The sequence below is a fragment of the gamma proteobacterium symbiont of Scutellera amethystina genome (assembly GCF_059730845.1).
This window is the reverse complement of the sequence record NZ_AP035935.1, coordinates 4,098,821-4,120,596: the sequence shown is the minus strand read 5'-3', so window position 1 is coordinate 4,120,596 and position 21,776 is coordinate 4,098,821. Positions and strand designations below refer to the sequence as shown.

At 58.4% G+C, this 21,776-nt stretch carries 15 protein-coding genes, 1 tRNA gene and 2 other RNA genes; 17 read left to right on the top strand and 1 reads right to left on the bottom strand.

Translation table 11 applies throughout. The features are described 5' to 3' along the window. Nucleotides 1-67 precede the first annotated feature (67 nt). Together uca and AC6I79_RS19420 are read left to right on the top strand one after the other, a co-directional pair. A complete protein-coding gene (uca, locus tag AC6I79_RS19425) occupies nt 68-3,667 on the top strand; it encodes an urea carboxylase (protein WP_498027485.1) in 3,600 nt (1,199 codons plus the stop codon). A gap of 265 nt (nt 3,668-3,932) precedes the next feature. Further along, nucleotides 3,933-4,229, top strand: a complete 297-nt coding sequence (locus tag AC6I79_RS19420; RefSeq protein WP_021507026.1) for an HTH-type transcriptional regulator — start codon at nt 3,933-3,935, stop codon at nt 4,227-4,229. Between the two features lie 46 nt (nt 4,230-4,275). On the opposite strand, the gene AC6I79_RS19415 is transcribed toward AC6I79_RS19420, so the two are convergent. Continuing rightward, on the bottom strand, nt 4,276-4,869 hold the full coding sequence (locus AC6I79_RS19415) for an HD domain-containing protein (RefSeq protein WP_021507025.1): 594 nt from the start codon (nt 4,867-4,869) through the stop codon (nt 4,276-4,278). A gap of 60 nt (nt 4,870-4,929) precedes the next feature. On the opposite strand from AC6I79_RS19415, the gene AC6I79_RS19410 reads away from it, so the two are divergent. The 15 genes from AC6I79_RS19410 (at nt 4,930) to bcsB (ending at nt 21,775) form a co-directional block, all read left to right on the top strand. Then, the gene (locus AC6I79_RS19410; RefSeq protein WP_010616544.1) at nt 4,930-5,394 is read left to right on the top strand and encodes a MarR family winged helix-turn-helix transcriptional regulator; all 465 of its coding nucleotides are present in this window, start codon (nt 4,930-4,932) and stop codon (nt 5,392-5,394) included. Between the two features lie 96 nt (nt 5,395-5,490). Further along, nucleotides 5,491-5,919 carry an organic hydroperoxide resistance protein gene (locus tag AC6I79_RS19405; protein ID WP_021507024.1) on the top strand — a complete coding sequence of 143 codons (429 nt, stop codon included), beginning with the start codon at nt 5,491-5,493 and terminating at the stop codon, nt 5,917-5,919. A gap of 269 nt (nt 5,920-6,188) precedes the next feature. Next, nucleotides 6,189-7,883 (top strand): kdo(2)-lipid A phosphoethanolamine 7''-transferase, encoded by a 1,695-nt coding sequence (gene eptB / locus AC6I79_RS19400; RefSeq protein WP_104094238.1) that lies wholly within the window; start codon nt 6,189-6,191, stop codon nt 7,881-7,883. A gap of 124 nt (nt 7,884-8,007) precedes the next feature. Beyond that, nucleotides 8,008-8,084, top strand: a tRNA-Pro gene (locus AC6I79_RS19395). 35 nt (nt 8,085-8,119) lie between these two features. Then, nucleotides 8,120-8,249: non-coding RNA, RtT sRNA (locus AC6I79_RS19390), on the top strand. Nucleotides 8,250-8,284: 35 nt separating this feature from the next. After that, nucleotides 8,285-8,414, top strand: a non-coding RNA gene (locus AC6I79_RS19385) — RtT sRNA. Between the two features lie 993 nt (nt 8,415-9,407). Next, the gene (gene dppA, locus AC6I79_RS19380) at nt 9,408-11,018 is read left to right on the top strand and encodes a dipeptide ABC transporter periplasmic-binding protein DppA (protein WP_325970500.1); all 1,611 of its coding nucleotides are present in this window, start codon (nt 9,408-9,410) and stop codon (nt 11,016-11,018) included. Between the two features lie 245 nt (nt 11,019-11,263). Next, the gene (gene dppB / locus AC6I79_RS19375; protein ID WP_021507021.1) at nt 11,264-12,283 is read left to right on the top strand and encodes a dipeptide ABC transporter permease DppB; all 1,020 of its coding nucleotides are present in this window, start codon (nt 11,264-11,266) and stop codon (nt 12,281-12,283) included. A gap of 9 nt (nt 12,284-12,292) precedes the next feature. Further along, nucleotides 12,293-13,195, top strand: a complete 903-nt coding sequence (gene dppC, locus AC6I79_RS19370; RefSeq protein ID WP_021507020.1) for a dipeptide ABC transporter permease DppC — start codon at nt 12,293-12,295, stop codon at nt 13,193-13,195. A gap of 12 nt (nt 13,196-13,207) precedes the next feature. Then, a complete protein-coding gene (gene dppD, locus AC6I79_RS19365; protein WP_021507019.1) occupies nt 13,208-14,194 on the top strand; it encodes a dipeptide ABC transporter ATP-binding protein in 987 nt (328 codons plus the stop codon). Then, nucleotides 14,184-15,194 carry a dipeptide ABC transporter ATP-binding subunit DppF gene (gene dppF / locus AC6I79_RS19360; RefSeq protein WP_021507018.1) on the top strand — a complete coding sequence of 337 codons (1,011 nt, stop codon included), beginning with the start codon at nt 14,184-14,186 and terminating at the stop codon, nt 15,192-15,194. The genes dppD and dppF overlap by 11 nt, the downstream gene beginning before the upstream one ends. Nucleotides 15,195-15,668: 474 nt before the next feature. Next, nucleotides 15,669-16,301, top strand: coding sequence for a cellulose biosynthesis protein BcsO (bcsO, locus tag AC6I79_RS19355; RefSeq protein WP_059010818.1), 633 nt, complete (start codon nt 15,669-15,671; stop codon nt 16,299-16,301). Then, nucleotides 16,292-17,092, top strand: a complete 801-nt coding sequence (bcsQ, locus tag AC6I79_RS19350; RefSeq protein WP_031279622.1) for a cellulose biosynthesis protein BcsQ — start codon at nt 16,292-16,294, stop codon at nt 17,090-17,092. Before bcsO ends, bcsQ begins: the two co-directional genes overlap by 10 nt. Nucleotides 17,093-17,153: 61 nt before the next feature. Next, nucleotides 17,154-19,259 carry a UDP-forming cellulose synthase catalytic subunit gene (gene bcsA, locus AC6I79_RS19345; RefSeq protein ID WP_021507015.1) on the top strand — a complete coding sequence of 702 codons (2,106 nt, stop codon included), beginning with the start codon at nt 17,154-17,156 and terminating at the stop codon, nt 19,257-19,259. Next, entirely contained in the window at nt 19,256-21,775 is a 2,520-nt protein-coding gene (gene bcsB, locus AC6I79_RS19340) for a cellulose biosynthesis cyclic di-GMP-binding regulatory protein BcsB (RefSeq protein ID WP_498027484.1), read from the top strand. Before bcsA ends, bcsB begins: the two co-directional genes overlap by 4 nt. The last annotated feature ends 1 nt before the right edge of the window (nt 21,776 follow it).

Below are 21,776 nucleotides of genomic sequence, written 5' to 3'. Positions count from 1 at the left end.
CGGGACGACCCGTTATACGCCGTCACAGCTGGTGCAGGACGACCTGCCGCAATAAGAGTATTCAGTCATGATTGATCGCGTATTGATTGCCAACCGTGGCGCGATTGCCGTGCGCATTATCCGTACCCTGCAGGCCATGAATATCCGGGCGATTGCCGTCTATGCCGAAGCCGATCGCCACGCGCGCCACGTGCGGCTGGCCGACGAAGCCTGGTCGCTGGGCGAGGGCCAGGTGCGCGACACTTACCTCAACCAGGACAAACTGCTGGCGATTGCCGCGCAGAGCGGCGCACAGGCGCTGCATCCGGGCTATGGCTTTCTCAGTGAAAAACCGGAGTTCGTCACGCGCTGCGAAGCGGCGGGCCTGCATTTTCTCGGACCGGACGCGGCGCAGATGCTGGCGTTTGGCCTGAAACATCGCGCACGTGAACTGGCTGAGCAGAACGCGGTGCCGCTGCTGCCGGGCAGCGGCCTGCTGACCTCATTGCAGCAGGCTCAGGCTGCCGCGCAACAGATTGGCTATCCGGTGATGCTGAAAAGCACCGCCGGCGGGGGCGGCATCGGCATGCAGCGCTGCAACAGCGCGGACGAGCTGGAAGACGCCTTTACCCGCGTGAAGCGTCTGGCTGGTAACAACTTCGCCGACGATGGCGTCTTCTTAGAGAAATTTATTGCCCGGGCGCGCCATATCGAAGTACAGATTTTTGGCGATGGCCACGGCAACGTGATTGCGCTGGGCGAACGCGACTGCTCGGCGCAGCGCCGTAATCAGAAGGTGCTGGAGGAGACCCCCGCGCCGCGGCTCAGCGATGCGGTGCGCGCGCAGTTGCAGGCCACCGCCGTACGGCTGGCGCGCGCGGTTAACTATCGCAGCGCCGGGACGGTGGAGTATGTCTATGATGAGGTCAGCCAGCAATTCTGGTTCCTGGAGGTGAATACCCGCCTGCAGGTTGAGCATGGCGTCACTGAACTGGTGTACGGCGTGGATCTGGTGCGCTGGATGGTCGAACTGGCGCAGCAGCGCCTGCCGCCGCTGGCGACGCTGCAACCGGTGGCGCAGGGCCATGCCATTCAGGTGCGGCTGTACGCTGAGGATCCGGCGAAGCAGTTTCAACCAAGCGCCGGACTGCTCAGCCACGTGCAGTTCCCGACGGCGCTCGATCACGCTACGCTGCGCATCGACAGCAGTGTAGAGAGCGGCATGGAAGTTTCACCGTTTTACGATCCGATGCTGGCGAAGATCCTCGTACACGCGGCCGATCGCCGCCGCGCGCTTGATGGCATGATCGCGGCGCTGGCGCAGAGTGAGCTGTATGGCATCGAGACCAACCTGCGCTGGCTGCGTCAGCTCTGTACGCTGCCGGACGTGCAGCAGGGACGCATCATTACCGCCACGCTCGGCAGCGTGGCGTGGCAGCCGCCGACGCTGGATATCCTCAGCGGCGGCACTCTCACCACGGTGCAGGATGCGCCGGGCCGCGTCGGCTACTGGCACGTCGGCGTACCGCCTTCCGGGCCGTTCGACAGCCGCGCCTTTCAGCTCGGCAATCGCCTGCTGGGTAATGAGGCCCAGGCGGCCGGGCTGGAAATCACGTTGCGCGGCCCGACGCTGCGCTTTAATCAGGCGTGCAGCTTTGTACTGAGCGGCGCGCCGCTGGCAGCCAACCTCGACAGCCAGCCGCTGGCGATGCATCAGGTGCTGCATGCGCAGGCCGGGCAAACCCTGACGCTGGGTGACGTGCGCGACGGCTGCCGCAGCTATCTGCTGCTGGCGGGCGGGCTGGATACGCCGCGCTATCTGGGCAGCCGCAGTACCTTTACGCTGGGTAAGTTTGGCGGTCATGCCGGGCGGGCGCTGCGCGCCGGCGACGTGCTGCAGCTGGCCGCGCCGCGTCAGGCTACGGCGGCGCGCCTGCCTGAGACGCTGCTGCCGCCGCTTAACGGTGAATGGCAGCTGCGCGTTATTTATGGTCCGCACGGCGCGCCCGCCTTTTTTACCGATGACGATATAAGCGAATTTTTCGCTGCCGAGTGGCAGGTGCACTACAACTCCAGCCGCACCGGGATTCGGCTGATCGGCCCGAAACCTGACTGGGCGCGCAGCGACGGCGGTGAGGCGGGCATGCATCCGTCCAATATTCACGACAACGCCTATGCCTTTGGTACGGTGGATTTTACCGGCGATATGCCGGTGATCCTCGGGCCGGACGGCCCTTCGCTGGGCGGCTTTGTCTGTCCGGCGACGGTGATCGACGCCGATCTGTGGAAGCTGGGTCAGCTCAAAGCGGGCGATCGACTGCGCTTTGTGCCGATCGCCCTTGCTGATGCCGATCGTCTGGCACAGGCGCAGCGCAGCGAGATCGCGCATCTGCAAGCGGAAGCAGTGCGCGTGGCGCCAGCACTGCCGCTGATCGATCCGATCTTGCACCAGCATGCAGCAACCGCAGGGCGGCCTGCACTGTGCGTGCGCGCCGCGGGAGACCGTTTTCTGCTGGTGGAGTATGGCGCGCTGACGCTGGACATCGCGCTGCGTTTCCGCGTTCACGCCCTGATGCAGTGGCTGGAGGCGCATCCGCTGGCGGGTCAGCTGGAGCTGACGCCCGGCATCCGCTCGTTACAGGTGCATTATGATGCGCAGCAGTGCGCAAGAAGTGAGTTGTTGGCGCAAATTTTGCAAGCTGATAATCTGCTGGGCGACCTCGCCGACGCGGCTGTGCCATCGCGCACTGTGTGGCTGCCGCTCAGCTGGGATGATGCCGCCTGCCGTGAAGCCGTGACACGCTATAGCCAGTCGGTGCGTCCGAATGCGCCCTGGTGCCCGAGCAACATTGAGTTTATCCGGCGCATCAACGGGCTCGAAAGCGTGGAGGCGGTGAAACAGATTGTGTTCAGCGCCTCGTATCTGGTGATGGGGCTGGGCGATGTCTATCTCGGCGCACCGGTGGCGACGCCACTCGATCCGCGACACCGCCTGGTGACCACCAAATACAATCCGGCGCGCACCTGGACGGCGGAAAACTCGGTGGGCATCGGCGGCGCGTATCTGTGTGTTTATGGCATGGAAGGGCCGGGCGGCTACCAGTTCGTCGGACGTACGCTGCAGATGTGGAATCGCGATCGCCGCACCAGCGCCTTTACCCAGCCGTGGCTGCTGCGTTTCTTCGACCAAATCCGTTTTTATCCGGTCAGTGCCGACGAACTGCTGCAAATCCGCGAACGTTTCCCGTGGGGCGATTATCCGCTGCGCGTGGAAGCCGGTGAGTTCCGGCTCGCCGAGTATCAGGCGCTGCTGACTGCCCAGGCGACGGAGATCGACGCGTTCCAGCAGAAGCGTCAGCAGGCGTTTGACGCAGAGCTGGCGCGCTGGCGCGCCGATGGCCAGTTCACCTTCGACAGCCAGCTGCAGGCGCAGAGCAGCGAGGAAGTGGTGGTGCCGGCGGGCTGCCACAGCGTGGAGAGCCAGGTGGCGGGCAGCGTGTGGCAATGGCTGGTGGCGGAAGGCAGTGATGTGACCGCGGGTGCCACGGTAGGCATTCTCGAATCCATGAAGATGGAAATCCCGATCGTGGCGCCGGTCAGTGGCAAAATCCACAGCCTGCAACGCCAGGCCGGGCAGCAAGTGCAGGCGGGTCAGTTACTTATGGTGATCGATCCGTTTGCAGTATAAGAAAGAAGAAAAAATAATCAGGAAACAGGCAGCAAAGCCGGGGATCTGACCCATACTTAGAGACCCGGTTCAATGTTGCATTGCCCTGACATCTTTTCGCAGTGTGCAACAGGCTGTGTCCCGTAACGGTTTCATTAAAACACTATTTTCGCCCTGATAAGGGAAAACTGTTTCGGGATACAGCCTGATAAGGCCGGTTTCAGCGCCTGGTGGCGCTTACCTCTCTACTTTCACGTGCTTCATAGTGAGTTTTAAGGAGTTCTCTATGGAAATAAAAGATCCAATGGTCGAATTACTCAGCAGTCTTGAGCAAATTGTTTTGACACGTGATGCACAGACTCCCGTATCAGAAATTGCACTCAATACCGTTTCCGTTCCCGAACCGCAGCGTTTACGCGAGATGACCGGCATGCAGGTGGATGAATTCGCCCGCGTGATGGGGGTGAGCGTCTCGTCAGTAAAAAGCTGGGAAGCGCAACGTACGCGCCCATCCGCCACGGCTCGCAAACTGATGAAACTGCTGCAGGCCAATCCGTATCTGGGCCGACAGCTGCTGGAATAACGCCGACTATCGGTTCTCTGTGACCCGCCTGCACGGCGGGTTTTTTTCAGCTTAAGCCACCGTATTTCGCCGCCTGTTTGACAAACCAGCTTTCCGGCACGCTGTACGGCGGTTTTGCCAGCTGCGCGATGCCCTGTTCAATGATGTGATTCGCCTGCTGCCATAAACGCCGATCCCCCTGCTGTAACAGCTGAATCTGAATCTGTTTCTCGACCAGGTAAACCCGGGCAAAATTGGGATCGAACTGCACGATGGCACGGGTATTATCGATGATATCGGCCAGCTTGATGGTTTGCGCCTCGGGCGAGGCTTCGGCAGTGTGGCGAAAGTGTGCCAGCTTACGGGCGGTACGATTCTTTGCCTGCGGCTGGGCGCTGTCGGTGAGCATGTCCACCAGGTGTGCAACGCGCGCACCAAAGTGTTCTTCAATATCCTGTAAGGTACTAGCGGTGTCCTCCACCGTGTCGTGCAGCCAGGCGGCAGCGATCATCGCTTCGTCATCGCTGACGCTGCGTACCAGCTCCGCGACGGCAGCCGGATGCACAATATAGGGTTCGTCGGTGTATTTGCGACGCTGGCCCGCATCGGCATGTGCCTGCGTGGCATAACGGCGCGCCTGCTCTTCCAGTGAATCACGCATCTTCACACTCCAGGAAAAAGTTGCTTGCAATTATCTAGCGCGCTATCTATATTGAGTCGCATGAACAGTAATCAAGATGACAAAAAAGTGAAGCCTGCGCCACTCCAGCTTGATCAGCATCTGTGTTTCGCGCTCTATTCGGCGAACCTGGCGATGCATAAAGTCTATCGCCAACTGCTGGCGGCGCTGGAGATCACCTATCCGCAATATCTGGTGATGCTGGTGCTGTGGCATCAGGATGATCTGACGGTATCGGAGATTGGTGAAAAGCTGTTTCTCGATTCGGCCACCCTGACGCCACTGCTGAAACGACTGGAGAGCGCTGGTTTGCTGCGCCGCCAGCGTTCGCGTCAGGATGAGCGCCAGGTCGTGGTCACGCTGACCGACCAGGGGCGCGCGCTGCAGGAAAAAGCCGCCAGCATTCCGGAAGCGGTACAGTGTGCGACCGCCTGCGATACCGACACTATGGCGGCGCTGAAACAGCAGCTGGACGATCTGCGCGGCAACCTGAATCGCGCCACCTGAGCATCAGGGATGTCGCTGCGGCGGCATCCTGAGAGTGAAGTTTTCCCTTGTGCCTTATAAATAGCACGCGATTGTATAGCGAATAGTGAGGTTATGATGTCTTTAGAAAAAGTGATTTACACCGCCAAAGCCAAAGCAACCGGTGGCCGCGATGGCCGCGCCACCTCGTCTGATAACGTGCTGGACGTGAAGCTGGGCGTGCCAAAAGAGATGGGCGGCGCGGGCGGCGAGGTGACGAACCCGGAGCAGCTGTTTGCTGCCGGCTACTCTGCCTGCTTCCTCGGCGCGATGAAATTTGTCGCCGGCCGCGACAAAATCGCCATGCCAAAAGACGCGTGGATTGAGGGCGAAGTGGGGATTGGTCCTATCCCCACCGGTTTTGGCATTGAAGCAAAACTGAATATCCATCTGCCAGAGATGGACGCGGCGGAAGCGCAGAAGCTGGTTGATGCGGCACACATTGTTTGTCCGTACTCAAATGCGACGCGCGGCAACATCGACGTGACGCTGAATATCATCAACTAAGTTGATGCATGCATAAAAGGCTCCTGCGGGAGCCTTTTTTATCACGAACACCATCCCGCATCCCATCGAACTAAAGAATTTTCTGGTCTTACCATTGGTTAAATGTTCTACTGCTGCGCTCCGTGCATCATCGTAATTATTTGGGTTCAGATTCGTCCCGATCCTACTCGCCAGGTCACGCTTTTCTGCTACGCAAGCGAACCTTACGCTCTTTGCACAGTCACATTTACGGTTGAAGCATCGACACCAGGTCGGGAACAGAAATTTATATGAATTACATTAAAAGTTTAACGCAGCAAAAGTTGTCGCTTTTGCTGGCGCTCTATCTTGGCATCTTATTGAATTTGCCAATCTTTTATCGCCGTTTTGACGGCTTCTTAACGAAATCCACCGTCACCAACTGGTTATCCGCCGCGGCGGAAGTGACCGCGGCCGTACTGCTGACCTTCTTCCTGATGCGACTGCTGTCGCTGGGTGGCAAATGGTTTTATCGCGTGATCGCCAGCCTGCTGGTGGTGATTTCGGTGGCCGCCGCCTATTACATGGCGTTCTTTAACGTGGTGATCGGTTACGGCATCGTGGCGTCGGTCATGACCACCGATGTCGATCTCTCTAAAGAGGTTATCGGGCTGCACTTTGTGCTGTGGATGGTGCTGGTGAGCGCACTGCCGCTGCTGCTGATCTGGCGCAATAACCTGAGCCTGACGCTGATTGAACAGCTGAAAACCCCCGGTCAGCGCCTGAAACCTACAGTGATCCTGTTGCTGAGCGTGGCGCTGGTATGGCTGCCGATTCGCTACTTCGACAAGCTGCAAAAAGCCAATGAAGAGCTCACCAATATCGATCTGCCAAGCTATGGCGGCGTAGTGGCGCACTCTTATCTGCCTTCGAACTGGATCGCGGCGCTGGGCCTGTTCGCCTGGACTAAGGTGGACGAGAAGCTGGACAGCCAGGAGTTGCTCGATCCGGCGAAGAAGTTTACCTATGTGGCGCCGCCTGGCATTGACGATACCTATGTAGTGTTTGTGATTGGCGAGACCACGCGCTGGGATCACATGGGCATGCTGGGCTATAACCGCGATACCACGCCGAAGCTGTCGAAAGAGAAGAATCTGGTGGCATTCCGCGGTGAATCCTGTGATACCGCCACCAAGCTGTCGCTGCGCTGCATGTTTGTGCGCGAGGGCGGCACGATGGATAACCCTGGCCGTACGCTGAAAGAGCAGAACATTTTTGCGGTGATGAAAGAGCTGGGCTTCACCTCCGAGCTGTTCGCCATGCAGAGCGAAGTGTGGTTCTACGACAACGCCGATGTGAATAACTTCTCGTTCCGCGAGCAGATTGGTTCTGAGAAGCGCAATCAGGGCAAAGCGGTGGACGATATGCTGCTGGTGCCGGAACTGCAGGCTTCACTGCAGCGCTTCCCGAAAGGCAAGCATCTGGTGGTGTTGCACACGAAAGGTTCGCACTATCTCTATTCGCAGCGTTATCCGCGCGAGTTTGCCCGCTATCAGCCTGAGTGTATTGGCGTGGACGATAAGTGCAGCAAAGCCCAGCTGATTAACGCCTATGACAACTCGATTCTGTATGTTGATACCATGCTGGACAGCGTGCTGGATCAGCTGCGTGATAAGAAAGCGATTGTGTTCTATGCCGCCGACCACGGCGAGTCGATCAGCGAAAATATGCACCTGCACGGTACGCCGCGCGAGATGGCGCCGCCGGAGCAGTTCCGCGTGCCGATGATTGTCTGGGCGTCCGATAAGTATTTGCAGGACCCGACTAACCGCAGCAACTTTGAGCGCTTACAGGCGCAGCAGCGCGTCGGCAAAACCCATCGTCACGTTGAGCTGTTCGACACCATTTTAGGGTGTCTGGGTTATACCTCGCCGGATGGCGGTATTAAAGCAGCGAATAACTGGTGCCAGGCACCTGCCACTGCCAGCAGTGCGAAAGCGCTGTAATTCGTGCCTGGATCTTATTGAGCAGGCAGGTGTTTAAGGCACTGCTTGCTTTCCAGGCAATCAGGCGGATTTTCGGGAAAAGGGATTGACGCTCTAAAGTCACGGCAGTAATATTCGCCCCCATCGGCGAGTAGCGCAGCTTGGTAGCGCAACTGGTTTGGGACCAGTGGGTCGGAGGTTCGAATCCTCTCTCGCCGACCATATTCGAAAAGCCCGCTTTGCAAAAAGCGGGCTTTTTTCGTTCGTAGCAAAAGAGGATGAGAACCTCCGAAGGAGGTTTGAGCCGAGCGAAGCGAGACAACGTTGCGTCAGCAACGGCCCGCAGGGCGCTTCTCGCAGAGAAGCGTAATCCTCTCTCGCCGACCATATTCGAAAAGCCCGCTTTGCAAAAAGCGGGCTTTTTTCGTTCGCAGCAAAAGAGGATGAGAACCTCCGAAGGAGGTTTGAGCCGAGCGAAGCGAGACAACGTTGCGTCAGCAACGGCCCGCAGGGCGCTTCTCGCAGAGAAGCGTAATCCTCTCTCGCCGACCATCATTTAAGAAACCTGCTTTGCAAAAAGCAGGTTTTTTTTCGTCTGTCGTTTTTGCAGTTTCAGGGTGAAATACGGGACCGCTCCGTAAAGACGCTGTCTCGTCCCTGATCGCTCGGCACACGCCATCCATGGCGTGTGACGCTTTACTCCACGGCCCCGCATTCCACCCTTTATCCGGCTTCGGCGATGGCTGAAGGTTTACTGACTGCCGTTTAGCGTGGCATGACTGATTGCAGCGGTACATATGCCAAAAGGGAAGGGAAGGCCATCAGGAGAGCAAAGCGTCCGCCGCATGGATGCGGCGGTCGAGGCTACAGGGATGTATTTACGCCGCCTTTGCGATCTGATGACCTTCCCTGAACCAGACTCACATCCCGGCAGCGATCAAGCAAAGTCATCAATTTACGCGTTCCATTAATCATCACCGGGATAAACCGTATTATCCTTCAACACCGCTCTTCATCCCTTGCTGCATCAAAGCACCTCTCTTAATTCGCGACACATTCTGCTTATGACCGGCTTTTGCTTTTTGCTGATTTCTTATGCCATTACGCCAGCATATTTCGCTGCCTGAACGTCATAACGCACGGGGAATCGTTCAGATATTCAACATTTACCGACAACTTTAAGACGTTTTTTAACGGTGATAATCACTGTCATCAGGCGCTATTGCCAGAGAATCACACGGCATTGCGCGCTTTATCACCTTTTTAAATTTTGGCTTAGCGTGCAAACACTGTTTTTTATCGTTGCTTGCACTTACTCACACTCTGTGTAAATAACCCCACGTTGTATTGACGTTCATTGCAACTGTTGACAAATTGATGCGTCAATAAGATGCAGAGACGGCCAGCGCTGGCAGGTTCCACGGCGTCAGCGCTACAACAATAACCGCTCGCATTTTGGTCATTACATAACTGACCTGCCCGAACCGCATAAAAAAATCAGAGGTCGGGCGACGCACACAACATCACATCACAATGGAGCAAAACATGATCAACTCCCTGGCCAAATCCAGGATGCTGAAGGTCGGTCTTAGCCTGATTGCTATGACCGTGGCCGCGGGCGTTCAGGCGAAAACCCTCGTTTACTGTTCAGAAGGTTCGCCGGAAGGCTTCAACCCGCAGCTGTTCACATCCGGCACCACTTACGATGCCAGCTCAGTACCGATCTACAACCGTCTGGTTGAGTTCAAAACCGGTACCACCGAGCTGCAGCCGGGCCTGGCAGAAAAATGGGACGTCAGCGAAGATGGTAAAACCTATACCTTCCATCTGCGTCAGGGCGTGAAGTGGCAAACCACCAAAGACTTCAAGCCGACCCGCACCTTCAACGCTGATGACGTCGTTTTCTCCTTCGAGCGCCAGCTCGATAAAAACAACAAGTACCACGGTGTCTCCGGCGGCAGCTACGAATACTTCGAAGGCATGGACATGCCGAAGCTGATCGCCAAAATCGAAAAAGTGGATGACTACACCGTACGCTTTACGCTGACCCGTCCGGAAGCGCCATTCCTCGCCGACCTCGGCATGGACTTCGCGTCAATCCTGTCGAAAGAGTATGCCGACAACATGCTGAAAGCCGGCACGCCAGAAAAACTGGACCTCAACCCGGTGGGCACCGGTCCGTTCGTGCTGCAGCAGTATCAGAAAGATTCACGCATTCTGTACAAAGCCAACCCGGACTTCTGGGGCACCAAGCCAAAAATCGATCGCCTGGTGTTCTCCATCACGCCAGACGCCTCGGTGCGCTACGCCAAGCTGCAGAAAGGCGAGTGTCAGGTGATGCCGTATCCAAACCCGGCTGACATCGCCAGCATGAAGAAAGACACCAAAATCAACCTGATGGAACAGCCAGGACTGAACGTCGGTTACCTGTCTTTCAACACCGAGAAAAAACCGCTGGATAACGTCAAAGTGCGTCAGGCGCTGACCATGGCGGTGAACAAACAAGCCATCATTGATGCGGTCTATCAGGGCGCCGGTCAGGCAGCGAAAAACCTGATCCCACCGACCATGTGGGGCTACAACAACGATGTTAAAGATTACGCTTACGATCCGGCCAAAGCCAAAGAGCTGCTGAAAGAAGCCGGCATGCCGGATGGCTTCAGCATCGACCTGTGGGCGATGCCGGTACAGCGTCCGTACAACCCGAACGCCCGTCGCATGGCGGAAATGGTTCAGGCTGACTGGGCGAAAATCGGTGTGAAAGCCAAAATCGTTACCTACGAGTGGGGCGAGTACCTGAAGCGCGCCAAAGCCGGTGAACACCAGACCGTGATGATGGGCTGGACCGGTGATAACGGGGATCCGGATAACTTCTTCGCCACCCTGTTCAGCTGCGCGGCAGCGAAAGACGGTTCCAACTACTCACGCTGGTGCTACAAGCCGTTTGAAGATCTGATTCAGCCAGCGCGTGCTGAAGCCGATCACAACAAACGTATTGAGCTCTACAAGCAGGCGCAGGTGGTCATGCATGACCAGGCGCCAGCACTGATCATCGCGCACTCAACCGTGTACGAACCAGTGAGCAAGAAAGTGAGTGGCTACGTGGTTGATCCATTAGGTAAACATCACTTCGAAAACGTCGACATCCAGGAATAACCTTTCGGATTATCGCGGTCAGGGCCAGCCATGCTGGCCCTCGGGCGGCACCTTCGCCGCCCGTACTCCGCACTTTATTTCCGGCTAATTTCTTATAAACCCTTACAGCCTTACGCTGCTGCAGCGTGAAGTATGACGGGGATTTTGAAGCGCTTCTTGCGTCGCGTCCGGCTGTGCCGGCTGCGGATTGTGAGCAATGTAGTCCATGGCGTTAGCGCCACGGAAAATGACAGAGAATCCGGCTTATGCTGCAATTCATACTCCGACGTCTGGGCCTTGTCATCCCGACGTTCATCGGTATTACACTATTGACCTTTGCCTTCGTTCACCTGATCCCCGGCGACCCGGTGCTGATCATGGCCGGTGAACGCGGTATCTCCCCCGAACGTCATGCGCAGCTGATGGCCCAGTTTGGTCTCGATCAGCCGATGTGGAAACAGTACATCACTTACATCAACGGCGTGCTGCATGGCGACCTCGGCATCTCGCTGAAAAGCCGCATCCCGGTGTGGGATGAGTTCGTGCCGCGCTTTAAAGCCACGCTTGAGCTGGGCATTTGCGCCATGATCTTCGCCGTTGCCGTGGGTATTCCGGTCGGCGTGCTGGCGGCGGTGAAACGCGGCTCAATTTTCGATCACACCGCCGTGGGCATCTCGCTGACCGGCTACTCAATGCCGATCTTCTGGTGGGGCATCATGCTGATCATGCTGGTGTCGGTGCAGCTCAACCTGACGCCGGTCTCTGGCCGCGTCAGCGACACCATCTTCCTTGACGACAGCCATCCGCTCACCGGCTTTATGCTGATTGATACGCTGCTGTGGGGCGAAGAGGGCGACTTCAAAGATGCGGTGATGCACATGATCCTGCCGGCCATCGTGCTGGGCACCATTCCGCTGGCGGTGATTGTGCGTATGACGCGCTCTTCGATGCTGGAAGTGCTGGGTGAAGATTACATCCGCACCGCGCGCGCCAAAGGCCTGACGCGCATGCGCGTGATCGTGGTGCATGCGCTGCGTAACGCCATGCTGCCGGTGGTCACGGTGATCGGTCTGCAGGTGGGCACGCTGCTGGCGGGCGCCATCCTCACCGAAACCATCTTCTCCTGGCCGGGACTCGGCCGCTGGCTGATCGAAGCACTGCAGCGCCGTGATTATCCGGTGGTGCAGGGCGGCGTGCTGCTGGTGGCAATCCTGATCATTCTGGTCAACCTGCTGGTTGATCTGTTGTACGGCGTGGTGAATCCGCGCATCCGTCATAAGAAATAAGGGGGAATCATGTCTGCTGTTGATCCCGCAAGCGTCACCGCTGCACCGAAGCCGATGACCCCGATTCAGGAATTCTGGCACTATTTTAAACGTAACAAAGGCGCGGTTATCGGCCTGGTTTACATCATTCTGATGCTGCTGATCGCCATCTTCGCCGATGTGCTGGCACCGCATGCCCCGGCTGAGCAGTTCCGCGATGCGCTGTTGCACCCGCCGGTGTGGCAGGAAGGCGGCAGCTGGAAATTTATTCTCGGCACCGATGACGTCGGCCGTGACATCCTGTCGCGCCTGATGTTTGGTGCGCGCCTGTCGCTGCTGGTGGGCTGCATGGTGGTGGTGCTGTCGCTGATTCTGGGGGTGATTTTCGGTCTGATGGCCGGTTATCTCGGCGGCGTGGTGGATGCAGTGATCATGCGCCTCGTCGATATCATGCTGGCGCTGCCAAGCCTGCTGCTGGCGCTGGTGCTGGTGGCCATCTTTGGCCCGTCGATTGTCAATGCCTCACTGGCGATCACCTTCGTCGCGCTGCCGCACTACATTCGCCTGACGCGCGCAGCGGTGCTGGTGGAAGTCAATCGCGACTACGTAACCGCCTCCAGCGTGGCCGGCGCCGGTACGCTGCGCCAGATGTTCATCAATATTCTGCCTAACTGCCTGGCACCGCTGATCGTGCAGGCGTCGTTAGGTTTCTCCAACGCCATCCTGGATATGGCCGCGTTGGGCTTTCTCGGTATGGGGGCGCAGCCGCCGACGCCGGAGTGGGGCACCATGCTCTCCGACGTGTTGCAGTATGCGCAGAGTGCCTGGTGGGTCGTGACCTTCCCCGGAGTGGTCATCCTGCTGACGGTTCTGGCCTTTAACCTCATGGGCGATGGTTTGCGTGATGCACTCGACCCGAAACTCAAGCAGTAAAGAGGCACCGAGATGGCGTTATTAAATGTAGAAAAACTGTCGGTGCATTTCGGCGACGAAAAGGCACCGTTCCGTGCGGTTGACCGCATCAGCTACCAGGTAGAACAGGGCCAGGTCGTCGGGATTGTTGGCGAGTCCGGTTCCGGTAAATCGGTCAGCTCGCTGGCGATCATGGGGTTGATTGACTATCCCGGCCGCGTGAAAGCAGAGAAGCTGGAGTTCAATCAGCGCGACCTGCAGCGCATCTCCGAAAAAGAGCGCCGCCAGCTGGTGGGCGCAGAAGTGGCGATGATCTTCCAGGACCCGATGACCAGCCTCAACCCGTGTTACACCGTGGGCTACCAGATCATGGAAGCGCTGAAGGTGCATCAGGGCGGCAGCAAGCGCACGCGGCGTCAGCGTGCCATCGACCTGCTGGAGCAGGTGGGCATTCCCGATCCGGCGTCGCGGCTTGATGTCTATCCGCATCAGCTGTCTGGCGGCATGAGCCAGCGCGTGATGATCGCCATGGCCATCGCCTGTAAGCCGAAGCTGCTGATTGCCGATGAGCCGACCACGGCGCTCGACGTAACTATTCAGGCGCAAATCATCGAACTGCTGCTGGAGTTACAGAAGCAGGAAAACATGGCGCTGATCCTGATTACGCACGATCTGGCGCTGGTGGCCGAAGCGGCGCAGCACATCATCGTGATGTACGCCGGTCAGGTGGTGGAGAGCGGCAAAGCGGTGGATATCTTTAAAGCGCCGCGTCACCCGTATACGCAGGCGCTGCTGCGTGCGCTGCCGGAGTTTGCCGCCGACAAAGCGCGGCTGGCGTCGCTGCCGGGCGTGGTGCCGGGCAAGTATGACCGTCCTAACGGCTGTCTGCTCAATCCGCGCTGCCCGTACGTGACCGACCGCTGCCGTACTGAAGAACCTGAGCTGCGCGATATTCCGGGCCGCCAGTCCAAATGTCACTTCCCACTGGATGATGCCGGGAGACCGACTTATGAGTCTTGATAACACGAAGCAGGATTACCTGCTGCAGGCGATTGACCTGAAAAAGCACTATCCGGTGAAAAAGGGTCTGTTCGGCCAGGAGCGCCTGGTGAAGGCGCTGGACGGCGTCTCTTTTAACCTCGAGCGTGGCAAAACGCTGGCGGTGGTGGGCGAATCCGGCTGCGGTAAATCCACACTCGGACGCCTGCTGACGATGATTGAAACGCCGACCGCCGGCGAGTTGTACTGGCACGGGCAGGATCTGCTGAAACACGATCCGCAGGCGCAAAAACTGCGCCGGCAGAAAATCCAGATTGTGTTCCAGAACCCGTATGGCTCGCTCAATCCGCGTAAGAAAATCAGCCAGATTCTGGAAGAGCCGCTGGTGATCAATACCGCGCTGAGCAAAGCGGAACGGCGGGAAAAAACGCTGGAGATGATGGCCAAAGTGGGCCTGAAAACCGAGCACTACGATCGCTATCCGCACATGTTCTCCGGCGGTCAGCGCCAGCGTATCGCTATTGCGCGCGGCCTGATGCTCGATCCCGACGTGCTGATTGCCGATGAGCCGGTCTCGGCGCTCGACGTCTCGGTGCGCGCTCAGGTGCTCAACCTGATGATGGATTTACAGCAGGATCTCGGCCTGTCCTATGTGTTCATCTCGCATGACCTGTCGGTGGTGGAGCACATCGCCGACGAAGTGATGGTGATGTACCTCGGACGCTGTGTGGAAAAGGGCAGCAAAGAGGCGATCTTCAGCAACCCGCGCCATCCGTATACTCAGGCGCTGCTGTCGGCCACGCCACGCCTTAATCCGGACGAACGCCGCGAGCGCATCAAACTGACCGGTGAGCTGCCGAGCCCGCTGAATCCGCCGCCGGGCTGCGCGTTCAACGCACGCTGCCGCCGTCGTTTCGGTACCTGCGTGCAGCTGCAGCCGAAACTGAAGCAGTATGGTGAGCAACAAATCGCCTGCTTCGCCGTCGACCAGGATGAGAATCAGCCGGTGGCGACGCCGTAATTACGGCCAGCCAGTGCGAAAGGCTCCTGCGGGAGCCTTTGTTATTGGTGGCCTGATACATGAGTAAAATTAACCTGACGTGTCTTAATCGCCTGCGATGCCAGAAATGTATTACGCGACTGAATCTTTAAATCACTGGTCCTGAACGACAGCGAAAAGGTTAAGGCAAATTCTGAATCCGTGCCGCATTGTGTGAGCGCCGTCACGGCCAGAGATAACTGCACATTTCAATAGTAAGTTGTTTATTATCAGTGTATTAGCTTAATTATCTTCCGGCTGCTATTTCCGTTAATCGATTTTTATTAATCCTGCTCAATTAATCAGTGCATGCTTTTTGCATCTGTATATTTTCAATCTTTCAGATAAAACTCTTTTGTCGAATCTGCGGTTTTAATAATCAGAATTCTCTCACCGTGTCTTAACGTGTGTGTTATATTCGCGGAAATTACCCCTCCGCTTTAACAGGCTCTGATCATGAAGAACTACGACGATCTGCAGCGTTTCCAGGAAAAAACGCAAACGCTGGACATTGCTTTTAAGGATATGTCCGGGCAATCGCTGGAAGCCGATCACAGCCAGTGGGCGATCATCCGTCAGCTGGCGACGGATGATGAGCCGGAGCTGGGTAGCGGCCAGCGCGTCGATCTGCCGCAGCCGCAGCCAATTCGCGGCGATGAGTTTGTCGCGCCGCCGCAGGCTCTCAATCCGGCGCCCGTCGCCCGCAGTGAAAAGGCATCGCTGCTGCAGAGCCTCGCCGCCAGCGCGCCGGCACCCGACACAGAAACACCGCGCAGCGCGTTATTCCCGCCAGCAAGCAGCGCGCCCACTGCCGCGTCCGTGTCGTCGCTGGCACCGGCAGCCACGCACGTAGCGCGTCAGGCGGCCACTTCACTGTTCCCACCGCCGCCGGTCAGCGCGCCGGTTGCTGAACAGGCTGTTGCCCCTGCTGCCGCAGCACCGGCCACTGCGCCCGCCGTGGCGCAGCCGGAGCCTGCTACGCCCTCGCGCTTTGGCGCACTGTTCCGCTCACGTGCGGCGGAACCGGTTCATTTATCTAAAGAAACACTGCTCAAACCGTTACTGGAGAAGATCGCGCTATGCCATTAGTTTGTGTGTGCTCGCCAAAAGGGGGAGTAGGAAAAACCACCATGGCGGCCAACCTGGCCTGGAGTCTGGCGCGTGCCGGCAGCAAAGTGCTGGCGATCGATTTTGACGTACAAAATGCGCTGCGCCTGCATTTTGGCGTACCGCTGCACGACAGCCGCGGCTTTGTGGCGCGCTCGGAAGAGCAGGCTGACTGGAGTCAGTCGATCCTCACCACCGGCAGCAACATCTTTGTCATGCCTTACGGTGAGGTGACTGAAGCGCAGCGTGAGCGCTTCGAACACAACCTGGCGCACGATGCCCATTTCTTAAAACGCGGCCTGGATACCGTCCTGAATTATCCGGGTCTGGTAATTATTGCAGATTTTCCGCCGGGACCCGGTCCGGCGCTGAAAGCCATGCAGGCGCTGGCCGATATGCATTTAGTGGTGATGCTGGCGGATACCGCCTCGGTGGCGCTGCTGCCGCAAATTGAAAACCATCGCATGATTGGCCAGCCATTAAATAATCAGCACGGTCATTATTTCGTGCTCAACCAAAGTGATAATCGCCGGAATATCAGCCGTGAAGTGACCGCATTTATGCAGCAGCGGCTGGGCGATAATTTACTCGGCGTGGTGCACCGCGATGAAAGCGTGGCTGAGGCCAATGCCTCGCAGCAGTCAATCTATGATTTCAGCCCGGCTTCAGCAGCGGCGTTTGATATTGAACTGGTGGCAAAACGGGTGGCGAATATCCTGAATATCAACGTAGGCAACGGCGAAGTTCAGGCACCGATCCGCAGTCATTATTAACAAGCCCGGCCGCCAGCGGCCTGGTTCAAATAATAACAACACAGCTTCTTCAGGGTGAATCATGAGTAAACTCGGGTTTTACCTGCTGCTGCTGGTGCTTGCACCGGTCGCTGCGGTAATCGTCATCACGCCTATGGACAGCCAGAAACAGTATATTTTTGGTTTGATCAGTATTGGCATGATGTTTTTACTGGGCTTCAGTAAAAGCCGTAAAATAACCATTGTGATGGTTTTTCTTTCCGCGCTGATGTCGACCCGATATATCTGGTGGCGCACCACGGAAACGCTGCAATTTAATTCCGAAATTGAAGCGATTCTCGGTATCGGCTTATATCTGGCCGAGCTGTACGTGTGGCTGATCTTAATTCTCGGCTTCCTGCAAACCAGCTGGCCATTAAAACGCACCATCGAACCGCTGCCGGATGATACCCGCTTGTGGCCGACGGTCGATGTCTACGTGCCGACCTATAACGAAAGCCTCGACGTAGTGCGGGATACCGTGCTGGCGGCGCAGTGTATCGACTACCCGCGCGATAAGATCAAAGTTTACCTGCTGGATGATGGCAAACGCAGCGAGTTCGCGGTATTTGCCGCCGATGTTGGCGTCGGCTATATCACCCGCGACGATAACCGCCACGCCAAAGCCGGCAACCTCAATCACGCCATGAAAATCACCAAAGGCGAGCTGATTTGCGTGTTTGACTGCGACCACGTGGCGACGCGCACGTTCCTGCAGGCCACCGTCGGTCCGTTCCTGAAAGATCCGAAGCTGGCGCTGCTGCAGACGCCGCACTACTTTTATTCGCCGGATCCGTTCGAACGTAACCTGCGCGCCGCGCGCAGCATCCCGAATGAGGGCTCGCTTTTTTACGGTCCGGTGCAGCAGGGCAACGACAACTGGAACGCCACGTTCTTCTGCGGCTCCTGTGCGGTGATCCGCCGCAGCGCGCTGGAACAGATTGGCGGCTTCGCGGTGGAAACCGTCACCGAGGACGCGCATACCGCGCTGAAAATGCAGCGTCTCGGCTGGGGCTCGGCGTTCCTGGCAATTCCGCTGGCGGCGGGACTGGCGACCGAACGTCTGGGTCTGCACGTGATTCAGCGTACCCGCTGGGCGCGCGGCATGACGCAGATTTTCCGCGTCGACAATCCACTGCTGGGCCGTGGGCTTAAGTGGCAACAGCGTCTGTGCTACCTCAACGCCATGCTGCACTTCCAGTTCGGCCTGCCGCGCGTGGCGTTCCTCACCGCGCCGCTGGCTTACCTGCTGTTTAACCTGAATATTATCCACTCGTCGGCGTCACTCATCTTCGCTTACGTACTGCCGCATCTGGTGATGTCGCTGTACGTTAACTCGCGCATGAACGGCAAATTCCGCTACACCTTCTGGGGTGAAATCTACGAAACCGTGATGTGCTTCCACCTGGTGATTCCGACGCTGCTGACCCTGCTGTCGCCAAAGCACGGTAAATTCAACGTGACGGATAAAGGTGGCCTGCTGGACCAGGGCTTCTTTGACTTCCACATCGTGCGGCCTCACGTCATCGTTGCCGCGCTGCTGTCGATTGGCATCGTGGCCGGCGTGGTGCGCGCCGTGGCGCATGATTACTTCGGGGTGGACCCGTATGTGATTGCGCTCAACGTCGGCTGGGCGGTGTTCAGCCTGATCATCCTGATGGCTGCGATTGCCGTGGCGCGTGAAACCAAACAGGTGCGTAAAACCATTCGTATCGAGGTGCAGATCCCGGCGGTGATTCACTATGCCAGCGGCATCTCTTCGCGCACGCAAACCAGCGATCTGTCGATGGGCGGCGCGCAGCTGGATGCGCCGGACAACCGGCATGAGCACGATGAAATCGAAGAGATCGATCTGCTGCTGAAATCGGGTGCCATCACCATTCCGGTGAGCAAGATCTCCGGTGATGAGGAGACCATTCGCCTGCGCTTTGGCGCGATGCCGCTGGCGCGCCGCCGTGAACTGGTGCGCGTGGTGCTGGCGCGGGCCGATGCGTGGATCCAGCCGGAATATAAGCAGGACAATCCGCTGGTGTCGCTCGGCACCATCATCCGTACCGTCTTTGAGCTGTTCTGGCTGAGCTGGAAAGACCGCCGTGAGGCGCGCAAGCGTGATGGCCAGGCAACGGCCAAAGAGGACAGCGCAGCATGAAAACATTGACGTACACGCTGCTGGCCAGCGCGCTGACCACCACGCTGCTGCTCGCCCCTGCCTGGGCAGAGACGCCGGCGGTAACCCAGGACAGTGCCGCGCTCTCCGACGTACCGCCGCCGCAGGGGCTGGATGGCAGTGCCGATCCGCAGCTGAAGCAGGCCGCGGGCGACGCGCCTTACACGCCGGGCGATGCAGCGCCGGTGCAGGAAAATACAGCACCCGCACAGCCGGCAGAGTCAGCACAGCCGGCAGAATCAGCAACGCCAGCAGCATCGGCTGCGCCTGACATCGTCATTCCGCAGGTGGCTGCGGAGGCACCGGCTGCCGCTGAGCCCGCTGGCGCGCTGTTAAACCAGCCGGTGAGTAGCACCATTTCGGTGGCGCAGATGGGACAGCCACGCGGCATCACCCTGACCGGCGGCCAGCTGCAGTCCGGTATTCTGTTTACCCTGCCGGGCGATGAGGTGATCACTAATGCGCGGCTCAACCTGTCGCTGCGCGTCTCTGCCGCGCTGGCGGCGCGCAACACGTCGCTGCAACTGATGCTCAACGGCCAGCCGCTCGGCACGCTGCCGCTGGGTGCCAGCGACAGCGATGTCAGCGACTATCAGCTGGATATTCCGGCGGCGATGGTGGTTTCCAGTAATAACCTCAGCTTTAAAATCAACGATGCCGACAAGCTGCTGTGCGAAAAAGAGAGCGCGCAGCAGTATCAGGTCACCATTCTGCCGAAAACCACGCTCAGCCTTGAAGGCCAGCAGCTCAACATCGGCACCAGCCTGCGCAACTTCCCGCGTCCGTTTATTGATGTGCAGCGCATGACGCCCGCCAGCGTGACCTTTGGTTTTGCCGCTAACGTTTCGCCGGATAGCGTCAGCGCCGCCGCGCTGGTGGCTTCCTGGCTCGGCATTCAGTCGGATTACCGTGGCATCCGTTTCCCGGTGGTGCGCGGCGATCTGCCCGAGCACAACGGTATCCTGATCGGCCATCCGGGTGACAAAATCGGCAGCGTGACGCTGCCCGCAGCCCGTGGTCCGCTGCTGCAGGTGATCGATAACCCTAACAATCCGGTGTACAAACTGCTGCTGGTGGTCGGTGCGGATGATGCCCAGCTGCGTCAGGCGGCCAACCGCCTGACCACGCAGCCGCTGGTCACCGATGCCAGCAGCCTGAACGTACCGCCGCAGCCGATTGGCACGCGCAAACCGTACGACGCACCGCGCTGGATCAACACCAGCCGCCCGGTGCGTCTCAGCGAGCTGCTGCGTAAAGATCAGAGCCTGACCACCACCGGTATCTGGCACGATGCGCTGCGGGTTAACTTCCGCGCGGCACCGGATCTGTTCCTGTGGGACGGCGACGCAATTCCGGTCAATCTGCACTACCGTTTCCCGTCGGAAAGCTGGATCGATGAAAACAATTCGTTTCTTAACGTCACGCTGAACGGCACCTTCCTGCGCAACCTGACGGTGAACAAAGTCGGGCTACTGGAAAGCGCCTGGCACCGGCTGGGCGGGGATGCACGCCAGGAGCAGTACACGCTGAAGCTGGAGCCATACCTGATTTACGGCGACAACCAGCTGGCGCTCTACTTCAATATCAAGCCAAAGGCGGATGCGCCGTGCGGCGTGCTGCTCAACAACAACATCAAGAGTCGTATCGAAGAGGATTCGTGGATCGATCTGAGCCACACGCGCCACTTCACCATGCTGCCGAACCTGTCGTACTTCGTCGGTGCCTCGTTCCCGTTCTCGCGGCTGGCGGATTTTTCGCAGACCACGCTGCTGCTGCCGGAGGCGCCGGGTGATGCCGAGATCGCCACGTTACTGGACATGGCCGCGCGCGCCGGTAACGCTACCGGCGTGCCGCTGGTGCAGAACCAGGTGTTGTTTGGTCTGCCGAACGGTGGCACCAATCTGACGCGCCTGCAGCACAGCGATGTGCTGGCGGTGAGCACCATGCAGCACAGCGCCTTCACGCAGCAGATGCTGGCCGGCACCGCTTACCAGACCAGCGGCAACACGCTGGGCGTCAAAGAGCCGACCACCGTCGATAAGCTGCGCGGCTGGCTGACCGGTGACTGGTCTCGCCAGCAGCTGGATGCCGATCGCTACTTCTCCTCAAATGAAGCGTGGCGCGGCTTTGTCAGCTATCGCTCACCGTGGAGCGCCGATCGTCTGGTGGTGATGACGGTCGCCACCAGCGATCAGCAGCTGCTGCGTTTGCACGATGATTTGAATTCGGCGCGCATCAACGCCGGCATCCGCGGTGATACCGCCATCATCACCGATGAGAATGGTATCCGCAGCTTCCGCGTCGGGCCGCAGTTCCCGAGCGGTGAAATGCCGTGGTACATGATGGTGGTGTGGTATGCCAACCAGCACTCGGTACTGATGGCGCTGGCGGCGCTGCTGCTGTCGGCGCTGATCGGCAGTGCGGCCTGGGTGATGCTGAAGCGCCACGCGTGGCGCCGTCTCCACCCGAAAGACGATAGCCACTCCGGCCGGAAGTAAG

What these genes read in the sequence shown, in the direction of transcription:
- AC6I79_RS19405 (WP_021507024.1), top strand. Translation starts at nt 5,491, where the DNA reads ATGTCTTTAGAAAAAGTGATTTACACCGCCAAAGCCAAAGCAACCGGT.
- uca (WP_498027485.1), top strand. Translation starts at nt 68, where the DNA reads ATGATTGATCGCGTATTGATTGCCAACCGTGGCGCGATTGCCGTGCGC.
- bcsQ (WP_031279622.1), top strand. Translation starts at nt 16,292, where the DNA reads ATGCCATTAGTTTGTGTGTGCTCGCCAAAAGGGGGAGTAGGAAAAACC.
- dppA (WP_325970500.1), top strand. Translation starts at nt 9,408, where the DNA reads ATGATCAACTCCCTGGCCAAATCCAGGATGCTGAAGGTCGGTCTTAGC.
- bcsB (WP_498027484.1), top strand. Translation starts at nt 19,256, where the DNA reads ATGAAAACATTGACGTACACGCTGCTGGCCAGCGCGCTGACCACCACG.
- dppD (WP_021507019.1), top strand. Translation starts at nt 13,208, where the DNA reads ATGGCGTTATTAAATGTAGAAAAACTGTCGGTGCATTTCGGCGACGAA.
- AC6I79_RS19410 (WP_010616544.1), top strand. Translation starts at nt 4,930, where the DNA reads ATGAACAGTAATCAAGATGACAAAAAAGTGAAGCCTGCGCCACTCCAG.
- bcsA (WP_021507015.1), top strand. Translation starts at nt 17,154, where the DNA reads ATGAGTAAACTCGGGTTTTACCTGCTGCTGCTGGTGCTTGCACCGGTC.
- eptB (WP_104094238.1), top strand. Translation starts at nt 6,189, where the DNA reads ATGAATTACATTAAAAGTTTAACGCAGCAAAAGTTGTCGCTTTTGCTG.
- dppF (WP_021507018.1), top strand. Translation starts at nt 14,184, where the DNA reads ATGAGTCTTGATAACACGAAGCAGGATTACCTGCTGCAGGCGATTGAC.
- AC6I79_RS19420 (WP_021507026.1), top strand. Translation starts at nt 3,933, where the DNA reads ATGGAAATAAAAGATCCAATGGTCGAATTACTCAGCAGTCTTGAGCAA.
- dppC (WP_021507020.1), top strand. Translation starts at nt 12,293, where the DNA reads ATGTCTGCTGTTGATCCCGCAAGCGTCACCGCTGCACCGAAGCCGATG.
- bcsO (WP_059010818.1), top strand. Translation starts at nt 15,669, where the DNA reads ATGAAGAACTACGACGATCTGCAGCGTTTCCAGGAAAAAACGCAAACG.
- AC6I79_RS19415 (WP_021507025.1), bottom strand. Translation starts at nt 4,869, where the DNA reads ATGCGTGATTCACTGGAAGAGCAGGCGCGCCGTTATGCCACGCAGGCA.
- dppB (WP_021507021.1), top strand. Translation starts at nt 11,264, where the DNA reads ATGCTGCAATTCATACTCCGACGTCTGGGCCTTGTCATCCCGACGTTC.